Consider the following 17,397-nt stretch of genomic DNA (forward strand, 5'->3'; position numbering starts at 1 on the left):
GTGCGTGACCACCACCTACCGCCAAGCGAACGCGAAGCTCGGACGTTTGGCTATCGTCTCCGGCATGGCGATCGATCTCTCCGGCGTCGTCGGCGCGGCCTTCCTCGCGGACGGCCCGGCCGATGGTGTCGACCTCAGCCTGTTCGGGCAGTTCGCGGGCTCCTGGACGCTGGACTGCACCGAGTACGAACCCGACGGGTCGTCGACCGTCCGTCGTGGCGAGTGGCACTTCGGGTACGCGCTCGGCGGGCGGGCGACCACCGACGTCTGGATCCTGCCGGGCGTCGAACACGGCGTCAGCGTGCGGTTCCCCGACCCGTCGGCGGGTGCGGGGGTGTGGCGTTCGACGTGGGTGGGCCCGGCCCGCCGGCGGACACACACCTTCCTGGCGTCCCGGGTCGGCGACGAGATCGTGCTCGACGGCGGTGACCTGCGGTGGACCTTCTCCGACATCGGTGCCGACGAGTTCCGCTGGCGCAACGAGGCGCGGCAGCCCGACGGGGAGTGGCGACTCCAGCAGACGTTTCAGGTGTGGAGGTCGTCCTGAACTCGCCAGCACATTCTGGGCCTGAGCTACGCCCCAGCCGTCGCCAACAGCAGCGCCTCCGCGCCGACCGGGCGGAACCCGGCCGCCTGGAAGGCGCGCACGCTGCGGGCGTTGCCGGCCGCCTGCTGTGCCCAGAGCGGTTGCCCATCGGGTACGAGATGTCGGGCGGCCGTGGCCAGCGCCCGCCCCAGGCCCCGGTGGCGGCAGTCCTCGTCGACCTCGATCGCCGTCTCCCAGCGGCCCGCCACGCCTCGGCCCAGCACGACCACCCCGCCGTCGGCGGCCCAGACCCGGACGTCGTCACGACGGCGACGTGCCCGGCCCGCGCGGGCGTGACCGGCGTCCGGGACTTCGGTCAGCCGCAGCGGGGGCGGGCCGGTTAGCGGACTCGCGACGGTCAGCAGGTCGATGGTGTCGGTGCGGCGCCCGGTGCGGTCGAGCAGCGCGACGAGGAAACGCGGATTCATCGTGGCCGCCAGGCCGTCGCAGTCGATGGCCGCCAGCGTGTGGCGTACCCATTCGGGGTCTTCGTTGGTGAACACCACGGAGTGCGCGGTGAACGCGATGACTCCGGCGTCGCGGTGGCACGGCTGCGGTACGACGGTGGTCCCGCCGTCGGCCGGCGGGAAGTGCCCGTCCGCCGCGGCGCGCAGGATGACGGCCAGCGTACTCTCGGCGATTGTCGTCTCCTTGGGTCGGCGGAACGCGCTCGGCGGCCGGCGCGTCACGCGCCGACCGCCGAGGTGGTTCGGGTTCAGCTTCCGGTGCAGCTGGCGGTGGTGCCGCTGCCGTTTCCGGTGCCCTGGAAACCAAAACTGGTGCTCTGGCCTGCGGCGAGTCGTCCATTGTAGCTCTGGTTCGCGACGGTGACGGTCCCGCTGCTACCGGTCGCGACACCGTTCCACAGCGAGGTGATTGAGGCGCCACTGGGCAGGTTGAGGGTGACCCGCCAACCGCTGAGGGCGGTGCTTCCGGCGGTGACGGTGACGTTGGCGACGAAGCCGCCGTTCCACTGGTCCTGCACGGCGTAGGTCGCGGTGCAGGCGGCGCCCGTCGGCGGCGGCGTGGTCGGCGGCGGCGTGGTCGGCGGGGGAGTCGTGGGCGGCGGAGTGGTGGGCGGCGGCGTGGTCGGTGGAGGCGTGGTCGGCGGCGTGTCGCCGTCCAGCGTCAGGTTCTTCTGCTGGACCGTCCACTGGGTACGGCACAGGCCGCAGTTGGGCCCGACGAAGTTGGCGCCGGCGGTGGTGTCGCCCTTGAGCCGCCACTTGAGGTAGAGCACCGCGACGCGGCCGAACTCGCCGCCGTTGGTCTGGTCGTACGTGCCGCCGTGCCCGACGTTGAGGTTGCCCATGAAGGCGGGCAGCGTGGACGGCAGCTTGCCCCAGTCGTCGATGGCGTTCGGGTAGGCGATGTCGCTGGGCCCGCCGATGATGTAGGCGATCGGCTTGGTCAGTCTCCTGAGCTGGTAGTCGTCGGCGTCGTTGAGCAGGCCGCTGCTGAAGATCCCGGTGGTGGTGACGCGCGGGTCGTTGGAGACGGCGTACGCCTCCAGCCCGCCGCAGGAGAAGCCCGCGACCGCGACCTTCGTCGTGTCGATCTTGTTGAAGTATTTGCTGCCCTGCCGGGAGTTCTCCGCGATGGCCCAGTCGATGGACTGGGTGAGCATCTGGGAGTTGGTGGAGCCGGAGCCGTTCGGGGCCCCGTTGGCGATGGCGAGGAAGCCGTGCGAGGCGATCTCGCGCAGGAAGTTGCCCTGCGAGAGGCCGTTGGCCGAGCAGCCGCCGTTGCCCCAGACGAAGATGGGCAGGCGCTCGGACGGAAGCGTCTGCGGCCGGAAGATGGTGTGGTTGGTCAGGCTGGCCGAGGTCTCGTAGTCGGCGGGGTAGGGGCCGGAACCGCCCACGGCGGCATCGGCCGGCGTCGCGCCGAGCGTAATGATCATCGAGGCGATCGGCACCACGGCGGCCGCCAACCCCGCGTAGATCTTCGATCTTCTTCTCATGCGCGCCTCCAACGGATGTCACGGTGGGGCTCCCCGCGGCGGCGGTGGCGGCGGTACGTTCGCGCGGCGAGCGCAGGCCACGGGCCAGGTCGATAGGTACGTGTCGACCACCCGGCGGGGTCCCCACAGGCGATCCGATGGGAGCGGTGTGCAGTTACTATCACTGCCGCAACGAAAAGTGTCAATGTCTGGAGAGGTCTCAACGCCGGCTTCGGCGTGCCGGCCCGATGCCACCCGACCCGGCCGTCGGGAGGTCCTCCGAGGCCTCGAAGTGGGTGATCCACGCGGCGGCGTCCGGCCAGTGCGGTGTCGCCACCTCGACCAGCCGCGCCTGCGCGAGCGCGCCGAGCGCGCAGTGGATCTCCAGGAAGGTGTCCCTGGCCTCCTGGCGGGGCCACGGCTTCGGCAGCAGGTGGTCGGGCAGGTCCGGGTCGATGTCGGCGAACCGCCGCCAGGAGTCCATGGCCGAGGTCCGGGCCACCAGCGCCCGCGCCGCGTCCACCTCGTTGTCACGTACGGCCGCCCGCAGCGGCGCGTACCGCTGGATGAAGCGCGAGTACTCCGACGCGAGAGCGGCCAGGTCGTACGCGCCGGCCGGACCGTGTGGTCCGGACTCCTCGTCGAACCGGACGTGCATCACCGACCACCGGGCGCCCTCGACGTGGTCCAGCAGCTCGCTCAGCGCCCCCTGCGCCGGCGCGGCGTCCGATCCCGGCCGGATCCACACGCTGTCGTACAGGCCCGCGAAACGTAGCGCGCCCAGTGTTCTGCGTACGGCGTGCCGCGACGCCTGCCCGGAAGTCGGGATCGAGAAGGAGGCCAGCACCCAGTCGCCCGTCCAGTGTGGTGGCCGAGCACCGAACGTCAGGAAGTGCCGCATCCGCACGCGATGCCGGGCGATCGCCTCGGGCGTCAGGTGGTAGACCGGGGGCCGTCGGCTCGCCCTCATCGCGATCAGGCCCCGCTTGACCAGTCGGGACAGGGCGGCACGGGCACTGGACTGGCTGACCCCGAACTCCGCGAGGATCGCGATGACCGCCGCCGACGGCAGGTCGGCGTCCGCCGAGTCGAGATACTCGCCGAGTACCGTCGCCAGCAGGTGTTGCGGGCTGGACCCGGTCTGCGCTCGGGGAGCTCGCACGTCATCACCGTTCACCTGACCAGATTGCCGCACCGGGCGGTGTGCAGCCCGTCAGGTCAGCGCGGCCGCCCTGCGCAGCAGCACCGATCGTTCGCGCTGGTTGGCGCAGAGCCCGGCCGCCGCCTCCAGCTCGGCGCGGGCCTCCGCCCGCCGACCGAGCCGGGCCAGCAACTCGCCGCGTACGGTCGGGACCAGATGTGATCCGGGGAGCCGACCGGCGGTGACCAGCTCGTCCACGATGGCCAGCGCCCGCGCCGGACCGGAGGCCATGGCCACGGCGACGGCCCGGTTGAGTTCGACGACCGGTGACGGCGCGACCCGGCTCAGCGCGTCGTAGAGCCGCACGATCCGGGTCCAGTCGGTCGCCTCCACCGACGGCGCCGACGCGTGGGTGGCGGCGATAGCGGCCTGTAGACCGTAGGGGCCGAGACGACCGGTCGATGCCCTGGCCAGCGCGGCCAGCCCCCGGCCGATCGCGGCGGCGTCCCACCGCCGTCGGTCCTGATCCTCGAGCAGGACCGGCGTGCCGTCCGGGCCGACCCGGGCCGGGAAACGCGCGGCCGTCAGCTCGCACAGCGCGAGCAGGCCATGCACCTCCGCCTCGTCGGGCTGGAGCGCCGCCAGCGCACGGGCCAGTCGGATCGCCTCGTACGCGACGTCCGGGCGCAGCAGGTGGTCGCCCGACGTGGCCGTCGACCCCTCGGTGAAGATCGCGTACAGGACGTGCAGCACGCCGCCCAGCCGTGCCCGGCGCTCGCCGGACGGCGGTAGCTCGAAGGGCACCCCGGCCGCCGCGATGGTCTTCTTGGCGCGGGTGATGCGGGCCTGCACGGTCGGCACGGGCACGAGGAACGCGCGGGCGATCTCCTCGCTGGACAGCCCACCGACCACGCGCAGGGTCAGCGCCACCCGGGCCTCGGGGGAGAGCACCGGGTGGCAGCTGACGAACATCAGGGCGAGGATGTCGTCGTCGATCCGGTCGGGGTCCACCTCCTCGTCCAGCGCCGAGCCGACCGCCGTGTCGGTCGCCAGGAGGGCGTACCGCTCGCGCAGCGCGCTCCGGCGGCGGATCGTGTCGATGGCCCGTCGACGGGCCGTGGCCATCAGCCAGCCGGCCGGATTGGCCGGGGACGCGCGCGGCCACGACACCAGCGCCTCGGCCACCGCCTCCTGGGCGGCGTCCTCGGCCAGCCCGAGATCGCCGGTGAACCGGGTCAGCGCGGCGACGATCCGCGCCGACTCGACCCGCCAGACGGCCTCGACGTCGGCCGTACCCATCAAATCTCGCCGTCGTTCCCGCTGCCCGGCGGGACCTCGTCGGCCTCCGCCACCCGCCGGACCTCGATCTTGGACCCGCGGACCGCCGGGACGCGCGTGGCCCACTCGACGGCCTCCCGCTTCGAGTCGACGTCGAGCAGGAAGTAGCCCCCGAACAGTTCCCTGGTCTCGCCGTACGGGCCGTCCGTGACCATCGGGGCGTCGCCGCCGAAGTCCACCACGACGCCCTGGCCCGGATCGTCCAGTCCTTCGGCCGCGAGGAGGACGCCGGCCTTCAGCATCTCCTCGATGAACTGGCCGGTCGCGGCCATCGCCTCGTCGATCGACGCCATCATGGCCGCGTTCGACTCGTCGGTGCCCCGCATGATCAGCATGTACTTCGCCATTGCCCTCTCCTCCTTCGGCGGGGTCGCCGCTCGCCCCTCGCGCCTCTTCGTCGAACGAGCTGACCGCGCATCGACACCGTCGCACAGAATTCTCCGACGGGTGCGGCGCGGACTCGCGCCGATGCCGCGAAGCGGGCCGCCACAGGGTGGTCGACGCGGGCGGCGACCCTGCTCGACCTCGTCGGCGGCGTCCCCGTGCGCCACCGCAATGCCGCCGGATGGACGCCCGGACTCCGCTCGGCTCGACCGCCCTTATGAAACAGGACCCAACGCCCAGGAGGGACGCCAGGTCGGCGCGGGCAGCGGCGTCAGCCCCGCGCAGTGGTCGAGCACCGCGCGTAGCCCCGGGTGCGGGTTCGCGCGGCGCAGGAGGAGCGAGAGCGGGTACGCGAGCGTCGGGCGCGCGATCGGGATGCGGCGCAGGTCGTGCGTCGCCGGCCAGAGGTACCTGTCGCGCGCGCCGACCAGGGTCGCCACGTCGGGGGATTCGGCGAGGACGTCGAGGAGCACCTCGTTGCCGAAGTTCGGCCCGGCGGCGTCGATCCGTAGGTCGAAGGCCTCGGTGAGCTGGTCGTAGAAGTCCGCCCACTCGCTGCGTGGCGCGATGCCCGGCACCCAGATCCGGTGCCCCCGAAGCTGGGCCGGCGTCAGCGTGCGCGCGGCGGCGAGCGGGTGCCGTGGGCCGACGAGCAGTTCCAGCGCCGAGTCGAAGGCGTGGACCATCCGCACGTCGCGCGGCAGCGTCGTCGGATCGGTGACGGACCGGAACGAGGCGTCGACGTCGCCCGCCTGGATGGCGGCGACCGCCTCGCGCGGGTCGTTGACCCGCAGTGTCACGACGTCGAGGTCGGTCTGCGGATGGGAGCGCCAGTAGTCGTGCAGGACCACGGCCTGCGCGGAGCGCAGGCCGAGCACGTCGATCCGCAGGGCCCGCGAGCCGGGCCTGATCGCGGCGACCGCGCGGTCCACCCCGGCGACGATGCCCCGGGCGTGCGGGAGGAACGCCTGGCCGTCGAGTGTCAGCTCGACCCCTCGGGGGGTACGCGTGAACAACCGGACCGCGAGGGCGCGTTCGAGCGCCGCGATCCGCTTGGAGATCGCCTGCTGCGTCACCCCCAGCTCGTCGGCCGCGTGCTGCAACTGCCCGAACTCGGCCGCCCGCACGAACGACCGCACCGCCTCGGTATCCACCGGCTTATTATGCCCATCCACAACTGCTGGTTGTGGCTCGCGGGATCCCAGTTGTTTGCTTCCGCGCGGGCGCGAGAGTTGTGCTGCCCCCGGATGTCGGTGGATTCGGGAGGGTCGCATGCGGGGGCGGTTGGGGCGCGATTTCGGTTGGCTGTGGTCGGCGTACGCCGCCAGCACGTATGGCACCTGGCTCGCCTTCGGTGCGTTTCCGCTGATCGCGGTCCGTGTTCTGGACTCTTCGGCGGTCGCCGTGGCGGTGCTGGAGGCGGCCGGTCTCGCGGTCGCGGCGGTGGTGGCCTTTGCCCTCGGGCCATGGGTCGAGCACCGCGCGAAGCGACCGGTGATGATCACGATGGACCTCGTCCGCTTCGTCGCGATGGTCAGCGTCCCGGCCGCGTACGGCCTCGGGCTTCTGTCGTACGGTCAACTGCTGGTTGTGTCGATCATCTCGGGGACTGCGGGCATCGCCTTCTCCGCCGCGTCCGGGGCGTACCTGAAACATCTGGTGCGTGGCGCGGACCTGCTGGCGGCCAACGGGCGGTTCGAGGGCACGGCCTGGGTGGCGACCGCGGCCGGGCCGCCCCTGGGTGGCGCGCTCGCCGGGCTGCTCGGTCCGGTCGTGACCGTCCTGGCCGACGCCGTCAGCTACCTGCTGTCCGCGTTCGCGATCCTGCGTGTGCGGGGCGGCGACGTCGCCACACCTCGTGGCCGCGCTGCGGGGCTGCGGCCCGCGGACCTGCTGCACGGGGGCAGGCTCATCCTCGGCGACGGCGTCCTGCGCGGGCTGTTCCTCAACTCGATTCTGGTCGGTGGCCTCATCATGGCCACCGCGCCGCTGCTGGCCGTGCTCCTGCTGGGCCAGTACCACCTGCCGGCGTGGCAGTACGGCCTCGCCTTCGGCATCCCGGCGCTCGGTGGGCTGCTGGGCGCCCGCCTCTCCGCGCGCCTGGTGAGCCGCCACGGCCGACACCGAGTCATGATCGTCTTTGGCTGGCTGCGTTCGGTCTTCCCACTCGGTCTCGCCCTCGTCCAGCCGGGTGTGCCCGGACTCGTCACCGTGATCGTCGTCGAGGGACTGCTGATCACGTGCATGGGAGTCTTCAATCCGATCTACGCGACCGAACGCCTGCGCCGGGTCCCCGCGGGTCACGCCGCGCGGGTGCTCAGCACGTGGAGTGCCGTCGGCAAGCTCCTGCAGGCTGCCCTGATGGTGGGCTGGGGTCTTCTCGCCACGCTCACCAGCCCGCTCGCCGCGATCACGCTCTCCGGAGTCCTGCTGCTTGCCACCCCGCTGTTGCTGCCCAGCCGGACACCGTCGGTGGCCCCCGAGGCCAGTACGTCCGGGCGCGACGTCCGGGTCGGGTGACCTTCCGCGGACATCCGCTTTATATTCCCGAACGTCGATGTTAACGTTCACTTAACGTCGTCGTCTGCCAGTCGACATGGTCGTCGGCAGTGACCCGGGGATCGGAGAACGCTTATGACCACGTCCGGCAGGGTGCTTGGGCTGCGCACGGTGGCGGTGCTGACGGGGTGCGCCCTCGCCACCGCGGTCCCGGTGGCCGCGTCCGCGTCCGCGTCCGCGACGACCATCACCGTGGCCGCCGACGGCAGCGGCACCTACACGACCGTGCAGGCGGCGATCGACAGTGTCGCGGCGAACAACGGCGTGCCGGTCACCATCACCATCAAACCCGGCACCTACCGGGGCGTGGTCACCATTCCCGCCAACAAGCCCTACCTCACCCTGGTCGGCGCCGGCAGTTCCGCCGCCCAGGTGGTGATCGTCGACGGGCATGCCTCCGGCCAGACCAAGCCCGGTGGCGGTACGTACGGCACGTCCGGCAGCGCCTCGGTCTTCGTCAACGCCAACGACACCACGATCAGGAACCTGACCATGTCGAACGACTTCGACGAGGCCGCCAACACTCTCGACGCCGAGCAGGCCGTCGCTGTCAACACCTCGGGCGACCGGGTGCAGTTCGACAACGTCCGCGTTCTCGGCAACCAGGACACCCTGCTGGTCAACGCGCCCAGTGTCAGCTCGGTCCGGCGTCTCTACGTCCGAAACTCCTACGTGGAGGGTGACGTCGACTTCATCTTCGGGCGGGGCACCATGGTCTTCCAGAACGGCACCGTGCACTCGCTGACGCGGGGCTCGTCGTCGAACAACGGCTACCTCACCGCCGCGGCCACCGACATCAACAACAAGTTCGGCTTCCTGTTCTGGGGAACCACCCTGACCAGCAACGCTCCCGCCAGGACCGTCTACCTGGGCCGGCCCTGGCACCCCAGCGGCGACGTGAACGCCCGCGGTCAGGTCCTCTACCGGGGCGTCACGATGGGCGCGCACATCCGCACCGACCCGTGGACCGACATGTCCGGCTTCTCGTGGCGGAACGCCCGGTTCGCCGAGTACGGCAGCACCGGGCCCGGGGCCGTCATCAACGCCAACCGGCCGCAGATGAGCGCCTCCACCGCCACCCAGTACACACCCACCGCCTACCTGGCGGGTACCGACGGCTGGAACCCGATCCGATGACGACGATCCGTTCCCTGCGTAGCGCGGCCCTCATCGCGGTCGCCGCCGGGGTGCTCGCCGCCGGCCTGCCGGTGCTCAGCGCCCAGGCCGCGGCCGGCGACGGCACGCCGGCCGACTCGAACATCAGCTTCGTCGGCCGGTGGAACAGGACGAACGCCTCGGCCTACGTGCCCTACTGGGCCGGCGCGTACCTGCGCGTCGGGTTCACCGGCAGAACGGTGAAGCTCCGGCAGCGCAACACCATCCAACTCTGGGCGAGCATCGACGGTGGGGCGTTCACCTCCTTCACCGGCTCCGGCACGATCAACCTGACGCCGACCGCGCTGGCGGCCGGCAGTCACACGCTGATCGTCAGCTACCGGCAGGTGGCCGGCTCCTACACCGGTGACGCGGTCTTCCAGGGGTTGATCCTCGACTCCGGCGCGCGCACCTTCGCGCCACCGACCCGCCCCAAGCTGGTCGAGTTCGTCGGCGACTCGATCACCGCCGGGGCCACGAGCAGTCAACTCGCCGTGACGGACTACGGCTTCAAGGTCGGTGAGCGGCTCGGCTACGACCACACGCAGATCGCGATCGGTGGCATGTGTCTGGCCGAGACTACCGATGGGTGCTGGGCGCAGGAGACGCGCTACTGGATGTCCTCCGGTGGCCAGGTCGGCACCGACCCGTGGGACTTCTCCCGCTACACCGCCGACGGCGTGGTGATCAACCTGGGGACCAACGACAAGAGCCACGGCGTGAGCGCGGCCGCCTTCCAGACGGCGTACACCACCTTCCTGACAAGGATCCGGGCCAGGTTCCCGAACGCCAAGCTCTTCGCCATGCGGACGTTCATCGGTCGGTACGCGACGGAGACGGAGGCGGCGGTGCGGGCGCGCAACGCCGCGGGCGACGCCAACGTGTTCTACCTGGACACCACCGGCTGGCTGCCGTCGGGGGGCCTGAGCGACTCGGTGCACCCGAACGACGCCGGCCACCAGGCCATCACCGACCGGCTGGCCCCGATCCTCAGCGCACGACTGAACACGACCCCGGCCCCGACGACGCCGCCGCCGACGACGCCCGCGCCGACCACGCCGCCCCCCACGACGCCCGCGCCGACCACGCCGCCCCCCACGACGCCCGCGCCGACCACGCCGCCGCCGACGACGCCCGCGCCGACGCCTTCCGCGGGCGCGGCCTGCGCGGTCACCTACCGCAAGACCGGTGACTGGGGTACGGGCGCCCAGTTCGACGTGACGCTCAACAACACCTCCACCGTCGGAATCAACGGGTGGACACTGACCTGGTCGCTGCCGGGCAGTCAGCGGATCACGCAGTCCTGGAATGCCACGGTCACCCAGTCCGGCGCCGCGGCCACGGCGGTGAACGTCGCCTGGAACACGGTGATCCCGGCCGCCGGTTCGACCAGCTTCGGATTCATCACCGACAGCCCGCTCGGCGGAGCGACCGGCTTCGCCCTCAACGGCTCCCCGTGCGCCGCCGTCACGTGATGGCGAGCGCCTCCGATCGAGGCAGGAGTAAACCGATGACGGTTCGCCGATCGCGTCTCGTGGTTCTGGCGGCAACGGTCCTGACCGTCGTGGCCGGTGGGCTCGGCATCGCCACCGCCCAGGCCGCCACCCCGGCGTGCGCTGTCGACTACCGGGTCACCAGCCAGTGGACCGGCGGGTTCGGCGCGGATGTCGTCGTCACCAACCTCGGTGACGCGGTGACCAGTTGGAGCCTGGCGTGGAGCTTCGCTCCCGGGCAGGGCGTGACGCAGGCGTGGAACGCCACCCTCACGGTCACCGGCTCGGCGGCCACCGCCACCAACGTGAGCTACAACGGTGCCGTCGGCACCGGCGCGTCGGTCAACTTCGGCTTCACCGGCTCGTGGAGCGGCAGCAACCCGGTGCCGTCGTCGTTCTCGTTCAACGGCACCACCTGTGCCGGTCCACCGGCAGTGACGCCCACCGCGCCGACGCCGTCGCCCACCGCGCCGTCGCCGACATCGACGCCATCCCCGGCGCCGACACCCTGCACCGGCCCGAGCACGCCGCCGGCCAGCCCCTCCACGTCACCGACGCCCGCGCCGACCAAGGTGTGGATGGCGGGCGACTCCACGATGATGAACGCCAGTTCCTGTCCGATCGGCTGGGGCAGCCAGTTCGCGTCCTACCTCACGTCGAACGTCACCGTGCAGAACAGCGCCGTCGGCGGTCGCAGCATCCAGACCTGGCTGTACGAGGGCAATGTGACCTCCACCAAGAACTCGGCCGGCGAGTGCGCGCTCAGCTCGACCGCCTACAGCGCGCGATGGTCGGCGATGCTGGACAGCGGCAGTGGCTTCAAGGCCGGGGACTACCTGATCATCCAGTTCGGCATCAACGACGGTGACTCGGCCTGCCCGCGACACGTCGGCGCCAACCGCTTCAAGGAACTGCTCGGCGTGATGGCGACGGCCGCCAAGGCCAGAGGGGTGAAGCCGATCTTCGTCACCCCGGTCGCGGCGATCACCTGCAGCGGCAACACCGCCGTCGGCAATCGCGGTTTCGTCACCGAGACGACGGCCGCGGCCGCCGCCAACGGTGTACCGGTCATCGACCTGCACGCCAGGAGCGTGGCGCTCTACAACTCGCTCCGGTTGTGCCCGAACAACGGTGACTACTCGACGGGCGCGGTGGGCGCGTTCTTCTGCAACGACCACACCCACTTCGAGACCGCCGGGGCCAGACAGATCGCCGGCCTGGTCGCCACCGCCCTGCGGGCGCAGAACATCCCACTCGCTGCCTACCTGAGATGACAGCCACCGCTTTGCTGATCGGGCCGGAGCGGTGGCCGGATCACGCCTAGGGCCTGTTTCATAAGAACTGGTCGGCCTGCGGCGGGCCCGGACGACGACCGGCGGCGTTGCGGTATTCCTCACGATGGGCAGGATGCCCAAGCAGCAGGTCGACACCGCAGTCGACCCGAGCATGATCACCTCGATCATCAGGTCGTCACCGCTGGCGTAACGCCGGGGCGTGACCATTGCGCGGTGGGGCGGCCGTTGAGACGCCACGGGTGCCCGGTGACCCGCGGCCAGCCTTCCGGCGAGTTCTCCCAGTTCTCCTGCCGGCCGTACACGGTGAGGTCCAGCGCGTGGTAGGTGGTCATCAACGCCTCCACGCCCCGCCCGGTGGTCCAGTAGGTCTCGTAGACGTTGTCGCCGTCGCGCAGGTAGCAGGCGATGAACCCGAAGTCACGACCGTCGGCCAGAGCCGGGTCGGAGTCTCTCGCCGAATACCAGGGGAACGGGTAGCCCATGAACTCCGCGAACGGGGCACTTTCGTCGTAGGGGCCCTGGCAGAACACGGCGTAGGTGACGTCCCGAGCGTGCAGGTAGTCCAGCGTCTGCATGTGACAGGTCGAGAAGGTGCACCCCTCACACTGGTGCTCGTACGGCTTGTCGTCGTGCCACATGTGGAAGTAGGCGATGAGCATCCGGCGGCCCTCGAAGACCTCCACCAGCGGGGTGTCCCCGCCGGGACCCTGGACCGTCACCGTCGGCATCAAGGTCATCGGCAGCTGACGGCGAGCGGCTGCGATCGCGTCCCCTTCGCGGGTATGGGCCTTCTCCCGGACCAGCAGTTCGTCGCGCTCGCGCAGCCAGGTCTCCCGGTCGACGACCGGGGGCGCGGCGGCGCTGAAGGCGGGGGTTGCCGTCATGGCGTTCTCCTTAGTAGGTGAGGATCGGTTACAGGTACAGACGACCGAGTCGGCGATCGTCATCGGCGACCGATGACGGATGGGGTCTGCGGTCGTCAGTACAGTGGTGAGGATCATTCAGCCCCGGGGAAATCAGATGTCCGACTCGACCGACGAGCAGGCGGTCTGGCTGCAGCGCGCCTTCGACGAGCACCGGCGCGAGCTACACGTGCACTGCTACCGCCTCGCCGGGAACGTCACCGACGCGGACGACCTGGTGCAGGAGACATTCCTGCGTGCCTGGCGGGCTCGCGACCGCTTCGAGGGTCGGGCGTCGGCGCGCACCTGGTTCTACCGGATCGCCACGAACGTCTTCCTCGACAGCCGCAAGGCGGCCGGTCACCGGACGGTACCGTCCGGGGATCCGCTGGAGTGGTCCACCGAGCTCGGTCCCTATCCGGACGCCCTGCTGGCCGACGATCCGCAGACCGGTCTCGCCGCCCGGGAGACCGTCGAGCTGGCCCTGATAGCCGCGCTCATGTACCTGCCGCCACGGCAGCGGGCGGCCTTCGTACTGCGCGACGTCCACGGCTGGACGCCGCCGGAGATCGCCGCCGCGCTCGACACCGCCGTGGCGGCCGTCAACAGCCTCCTCCAGCGGGCCCGCCACACCCTCCGCGGGCGCGCTCCGTCGGACCCACAGGACTGGCGCCGCCCGCAGCTCACCAGCGAGGACGAAGAGATCCTGCGCCGCTACGCCAACGCGAAGGACCCGGAGACGATCCGGTCACTGCTCGCCGAGGACGTACGGATCACGATGCCGCCCGAGCCGCCGGTCGTCGGGATCGACGCGGCCGCCGAGTTCCTCGGCCGACCGCTCGACTGGCGTACGTTCCCCACCTCGGCCAACGGGCGCCCGGCGCTGATCAACTATCTCCGCCGGCCCGGCAGCCCGCACTACGAGGCGTTGGTCGTCGACGTACTCCGGATCGAGAACGGGAAGATCGTAGAGAGCAACGCCTTCATCGGTGCCCGTCACGTCGCCGCCTTCAGCATGCCCGCCACACTCGAGCCCTAGGTGTTCTGTCCAGAGAGGTTGGGGACGCGGCTGGCGGGTGGGCCGCCCTCATGATGTGCCACCGTCCACATCGGCTTCAACGAGGGCCCGACTGCTATCGTCCAGCACCGGAATGACGATCATGGTGGATGTGGGGAGTTGACGGGGGATGCGTGGGAAGCCGAGCACGCGGTTGGCGGGTGCCCTGGTCATGGTGCCGACGACAGTGGCCCTCGTTCTGGTCGGCACCGCCTCGGCGGCGTCGGCGGCCACGGGCACGCCGAGCGGTGCGCCGCCGGCGGCCAACGGTGTCGACGTGTGGTGCGTGTCGACGACCGGCGCCAAGGCGTGCTTCGCCGCGTACGGGGACCGGGTCTGGGTGAAGGACACCAAGGCGAATGGCGCGCCCGCCGCCGGCACGATCCAGGGACCGGACTGGAGCCGGCAGTGCATCAACAGCAGCGGCGCGGACGCCGGCTGGGTCATGTGCAACTTCGACGTGCCGGAGTACGACGAGGGCCTGCTGTGGGCCGTCAACAACCCGTTCATCGGCAACGAGAGCAGCACGGAGATCTACACCAGCGGCCCGATCTGACGCCGGCGTTCGCGTAACGAGCCCCGGTCCGTCAGACCAGCGGCGCCTGCGCGGATCGGCCGCCGTCGCCGGCCGCGCGGACGCCCTCGGGAGCGGTGATCGGGGCGGTGATGATCCGGCTCGGCAGCACCGGCGCGTCCCGACCCGTGCCCCGGAGCGCGCCGCCGGTGGTCGACTGTTCGTGGTAGTCCTGCTCCACGTTGACCGACCAGATGTCGTGGGCGCTGCCGGTGACGATGTTCTCCACGGTCAACATCGCGGTGAGCATCGAGTGGTCCTGGTTGTTGTAGCGGTGCATGCCGTTGCGTCCCACCGGGTGCACGTTCGGCACGGCCTCGGCCAGCCACGCCCGGATCACGTCCACGTTGTGCTGGTAGCGCTCGTCGTACACCGGATAGGCCTTCGGCATGCGCACGACGTAGCCGGCCTCGACCACCCCCGGGCGGACCAGGCCCAACCGCTGCAGCTCCGCGGTCGCGAGGGCCACCAGGTCGGCATCGGCGGTACGCCACATCTCGTCGTCCTCGAAGACGAAGTACTCCAGGCCCAGGCAGGTGCGCCCGTCCTTGACGAGGTACGGCGACCAGGAGCCGAAGTTCTGGATCCGGCCCACCCGCACCGCGGGATCGTGCACGTAGATCCAGTTGTCGGGGAACGAGAACTCGGCCGGCACCACCAGGGCGACGGTCAGGAAGTCGCGGTAGCGCAGGTCGGCGGCGCAGGCCAGCACGTGCGGGGGCGCCGGCGGGCGCAGCGCCGCGACCAGCTCCGAGATCGGCATCGACGAGATCACGTCGTCGGCCGGCTCGGTACGCTGCCCGCCCGCGCCGTTGAGCGTCACGCTGATCGCCCGGCGTCGCTTCGGGTCGCGGTGCACGGCGGTCACCCAGGTACCGGTCGACACCTCCCCGCCGCGCTGGCGTACCTGGTCGGCGCAGCGTTCCCACATCATCCCCGGCCCGTACTTCGGGTACTGGAACTCCTCGATCAGGCTGGTCACGTCGGTGCGGCGGCGTCCGGGCAGCACCGCGTTGCGGATCGCCGTGGCCAGCGACAGGTTCTTGATCCGCTGCGCGGCCCAGTCGGCCCGCAGCCGGTCCGCGGGCATCCCCCAGACCTTCTCGGTGTACGTCTTGAAGAAGATCGAGTACAGCCGCCAGCCGAACCGGGCCGACACCCAGCCCTCGAAGTGCGACTGGTCGCGAGGTGGGCGAACCCGCGCCCGGGCGTACGAGGCGAGGCACCGCACCGCCTCCGGCAGACCCAGGTTGCGCAGCGCGTTCGACGGGCTCAGCGGGTAGTTGAACAGGGCGCCCCGGTAGAAGATCCGGCTCATCCGGGGCCGGGTCAGGAAGTCCTCGTCGGGCAGGATCTCGTGCCAGAACGCCTCCACCCGGGCGACCTTGGTGAAGAACCGGTGTCCGCCGATGTCGAAGCGCCACCCGTCGCGTTCCACGGTCCGGCTGATCCCGCCGACCACCTCGTCGGCCTCGAAGACCCGGACCGGCCGCCCGTGGCGGAGCAACTCGTACGCCGCGGTGAGCCCCGCCGGCCCCGCGCCGATGACCACCGTGCCGTGTTGCTCGCTCATGCCGCCGAACCCCCTGTTGCTGGTCGAGGCGGCCCGCGTACCCGTTATGACCGGGATGTCACCTCGGGTCCTGGTGGGTTTCTCCTCCGGCGAGGTCTGCCGGGGCGTACAACGGGGAGGGCGGCAGGCGGTTCGGCGGACCGGGGGAGCGGGGCGGATGCACCGGTGGCGGGGCGGCCGGCGGCGCGCGACGGCGCTGGTCCGGACGGGCGCGCGACTGGTCCGCCGGGTGCCGCCTCCCTGGCCGTACCTGATCGGGCTCTTTCTCGGCGCGAAGCTGCTGCTGACCCTGCTCGGCCTCCTGGTCCTGCACGCCTGGGACGGCATTCCCGGGGCGCCGCCGCCGGACGAGGCGCTGATGTGGGCGCAGCAGCGGGAGATCTCCGGGCACCGGTGGATCTCCTTCTGGTTCGCCTGGGACGCGCTGCTCTACCTGCGGCTGAGCGAGCTGCCGCTGACCGGGCGACCGTGGGGGGACTTCGGCTTTCCGCTGCTCTACCCCTTCCTCGCCCGGCCGGTCGGCGCGCTGCTGGGCGGCGACAACGCGCTGGCCCTGCTGTTGATCAGCAATGTCGCGTTCCTGGGCGTCCTCGGGTACGGCTACCGGCTGGCCGAGCTGCTGTTCGCCGACGCCGACGCGGCTCGTCGATTCACCCGCTACCTGGTGCTCCTGCCGACGGCGTTCCTGTTCCAGGCCGCGCTGACCGAGTCGCTGTTCGTCTGCCTCGCGCTGGCCGCCTTCTACTACGCCGAGCGTCGCCGGTGGCTGGTGGTCGGCGTGGTCGGCTACTTCCTGGCGATGAGCCGGTCTCTCGGACTGCTCGTCGTCCTGCCGTTGGCAGTCGTGCTGCTGCGCCAGCACGACTGGCGGCTCGGTCCGCGTGCCCTGCTCGGATACCTGCGGACCGGCTGGCCGTTACTGCTGCTGCCCGCCGGATGGTTCACCTTCATGGCGTTCTGCAAATGGCGGGGCGGGGACTGGTTCGCCTACCAGCACGCCCAGAAGGCCGGCTGGGGGATCGAGACGCAGAACCCGCTTCCGGTGGTCCTGGGCGGGCTCACCGGCGAGCCGCGCGACGCCGCCCGGGTCCTGTTCGCCCTGGTCGTGTTGGCCGTCCTGGCCGCCGGGTTCCGCCGTCGGGAGCTGCCCTACCTGGTCTACGGCGTGCTGATGGTGGTGGTGCCGCTGTCGCTGGGCCCCGCCGTCTACAAGAGCCTGCTGCGCTACCTGCTCGCCGCGTTCCCGGTGGCCCTCGTGCTGGCCCGCTGGGCCCGCCGGGCGAGCGTCGACGGGTGGCTGACGGCGGCGCTCGCCCTCGTGCAGGGCGCGCTGTTCGTGCTCTGGCTCACCTACTGGACCCACATGATCATCTGATTGGACGGACGTCGGTCGGGGCA

General features: G+C 71.0%; 16 protein-coding genes. 8 read left to right on the forward strand and 8 right to left on the reverse strand.

The window, feature by feature from the left end:
* Positions 1 to 64: 64 nt before the first annotated feature.
* Complete coding sequence (locus AB0B55_RS02535) at positions 65 to 547, forward strand: hypothetical protein (RefSeq protein WP_357117983.1); 483 nt, start codon at positions 65 to 67, stop codon at positions 545 to 547.
* 26 nt (positions 548 to 573) lie between these two features.
* Here AB0B55_RS02535 and AB0B55_RS02540 read toward each other — a convergent pair whose 3' ends face one another.
* From AB0B55_RS02540 to AB0B55_RS02565, 6 genes are all read right to left on the reverse strand, one after another.
* Positions 574 to 1,227 (reverse strand): GNAT family N-acetyltransferase, encoded by a 654-nt coding sequence (locus AB0B55_RS02540; RefSeq protein ID WP_357170559.1) that lies wholly within the window; start codon positions 1,225 to 1,227, stop codon positions 574 to 576.
* A gap of 74 nt (positions 1,228 to 1,301) precedes the next feature.
* The gene (locus AB0B55_RS02545) at positions 1,302 to 2,549 is read right to left on the reverse strand and encodes a cellulose binding domain-containing protein (RefSeq protein WP_357169722.1); all 1,248 of its coding nucleotides are present in this window, start codon (positions 2,547 to 2,549) and stop codon (positions 1,302 to 1,304) included.
* A 199-nt stretch (positions 2,550 to 2,748) separates the two neighbouring features.
* Positions 2,749 to 3,690, reverse strand: a complete 942-nt coding sequence (locus tag AB0B55_RS02550; protein WP_357169725.1) for a PaaX family transcriptional regulator C-terminal domain-containing protein — start codon at positions 3,688 to 3,690, stop codon at positions 2,749 to 2,751.
* 51 nt (positions 3,691 to 3,741) lie between these two features.
* Positions 3,742 to 4,968, reverse strand: a complete 1,227-nt coding sequence (locus AB0B55_RS02555) for a sigma-70 family RNA polymerase sigma factor (RefSeq protein ID WP_357117994.1) — start codon at positions 4,966 to 4,968, stop codon at positions 3,742 to 3,744.
* Positions 4,968 to 5,354 carry a YciI family protein gene (locus AB0B55_RS02560; RefSeq protein ID WP_357117997.1) on the reverse strand — a complete coding sequence of 129 codons (387 nt, stop codon included), beginning with the start codon at positions 5,352 to 5,354 and terminating at the stop codon, positions 4,968 to 4,970. The genes AB0B55_RS02555 and AB0B55_RS02560 overlap by 1 nt, the downstream gene beginning before the upstream one ends.
* 252 nt (positions 5,355 to 5,606) lie before the next feature.
* Entirely contained in the window at positions 5,607 to 6,545 is a 939-nt protein-coding gene (locus AB0B55_RS02565) for a LysR family transcriptional regulator (protein ID WP_357169729.1), read from the reverse strand.
* A gap of 118 nt (positions 6,546 to 6,663) precedes the next feature.
* Here AB0B55_RS02565 and AB0B55_RS02570 point away from each other — a divergent pair, with 118 nt between their 5' ends.
* The 4 genes from AB0B55_RS02570 (at position 6,664) to AB0B55_RS02585 (ending at position 11,872) form a co-directional block, all read left to right on the forward strand.
* On the forward strand, positions 6,664 to 7,911 hold the full coding sequence (locus AB0B55_RS02570; protein WP_357118003.1) for an MFS transporter: 1,248 nt from the start codon (positions 6,664 to 6,666) through the stop codon (positions 7,909 to 7,911).
* Positions 7,912 to 8,025: 114 nt separating this feature from the next.
* The gene (locus AB0B55_RS02575) at positions 8,026 to 9,087 is read left to right on the forward strand and encodes a pectinesterase family protein (RefSeq protein ID WP_357118007.1); all 1,062 of its coding nucleotides are present in this window, start codon (positions 8,026 to 8,028) and stop codon (positions 9,085 to 9,087) included.
* Positions 9,084 to 10,580 carry a cellulose binding domain-containing protein gene (locus AB0B55_RS02580; RefSeq protein WP_357169733.1) on the forward strand — a complete coding sequence of 499 codons (1,497 nt, stop codon included), beginning with the start codon at positions 9,084 to 9,086 and terminating at the stop codon, positions 10,578 to 10,580. Before AB0B55_RS02575 ends, AB0B55_RS02580 begins: the two co-directional genes overlap by 4 nt.
* A gap of 35 nt (positions 10,581 to 10,615) precedes the next feature.
* A complete protein-coding gene (locus AB0B55_RS02585; protein ID WP_357118013.1) occupies positions 10,616 to 11,872 on the forward strand; it encodes a cellulose binding domain-containing protein in 1,257 nt (418 codons plus the stop codon).
* Between the two features lie 188 nt (positions 11,873 to 12,060).
* Here AB0B55_RS02585 and AB0B55_RS02590 read toward each other — a convergent pair whose 3' ends face one another.
* Positions 12,061 to 12,777: a DUF899 family protein gene (locus tag AB0B55_RS02590; protein WP_357118016.1), complete on the reverse strand. Its 717-nt coding sequence runs from the start codon at positions 12,775 to 12,777 to the stop codon at positions 12,061 to 12,063.
* 136 nt (positions 12,778 to 12,913) lie between these two features.
* Between AB0B55_RS02590 and AB0B55_RS02595 the strand changes: the two genes are divergently transcribed.
* Entirely contained in the window at positions 12,914 to 13,834 is a 921-nt protein-coding gene (locus AB0B55_RS02595; RefSeq protein ID WP_357118019.1) for an RNA polymerase subunit sigma-70, read from the forward strand.
* Between the two features lie 148 nt (positions 13,835 to 13,982).
* The gene (locus AB0B55_RS02600) at positions 13,983 to 14,408 is read left to right on the forward strand and encodes a hypothetical protein (protein ID WP_357169736.1); all 426 of its coding nucleotides are present in this window, start codon (positions 13,983 to 13,985) and stop codon (positions 14,406 to 14,408) included.
* A 31-nt stretch (positions 14,409 to 14,439) separates the two neighbouring features.
* Here AB0B55_RS02600 and AB0B55_RS02605 read toward each other — a convergent pair whose 3' ends face one another.
* Entirely contained in the window at positions 14,440 to 15,999 is a 1,560-nt protein-coding gene (locus AB0B55_RS02605) for an NAD(P)/FAD-dependent oxidoreductase (RefSeq protein WP_357169739.1), read from the reverse strand.
* A gap of 157 nt (positions 16,000 to 16,156) precedes the next feature.
* Here AB0B55_RS02605 and AB0B55_RS02610 point away from each other — a divergent pair, with 157 nt between their 5' ends.
* The gene (locus tag AB0B55_RS02610) at positions 16,157 to 17,374 is read left to right on the forward strand and encodes a hypothetical protein (protein WP_357169742.1); all 1,218 of its coding nucleotides are present in this window, start codon (positions 16,157 to 16,159) and stop codon (positions 17,372 to 17,374) included.
* Positions 17,375 to 17,397 lie beyond the last annotated feature (23 nt).

Source organism: Micromonospora sp. NPDC049107 (genome assembly GCF_040648595.1).
In the GTDB taxonomy this organism is placed as follows: domain Bacteria; phylum Actinomycetota; class Actinomycetes; order Mycobacteriales; family Micromonosporaceae; genus Micromonospora.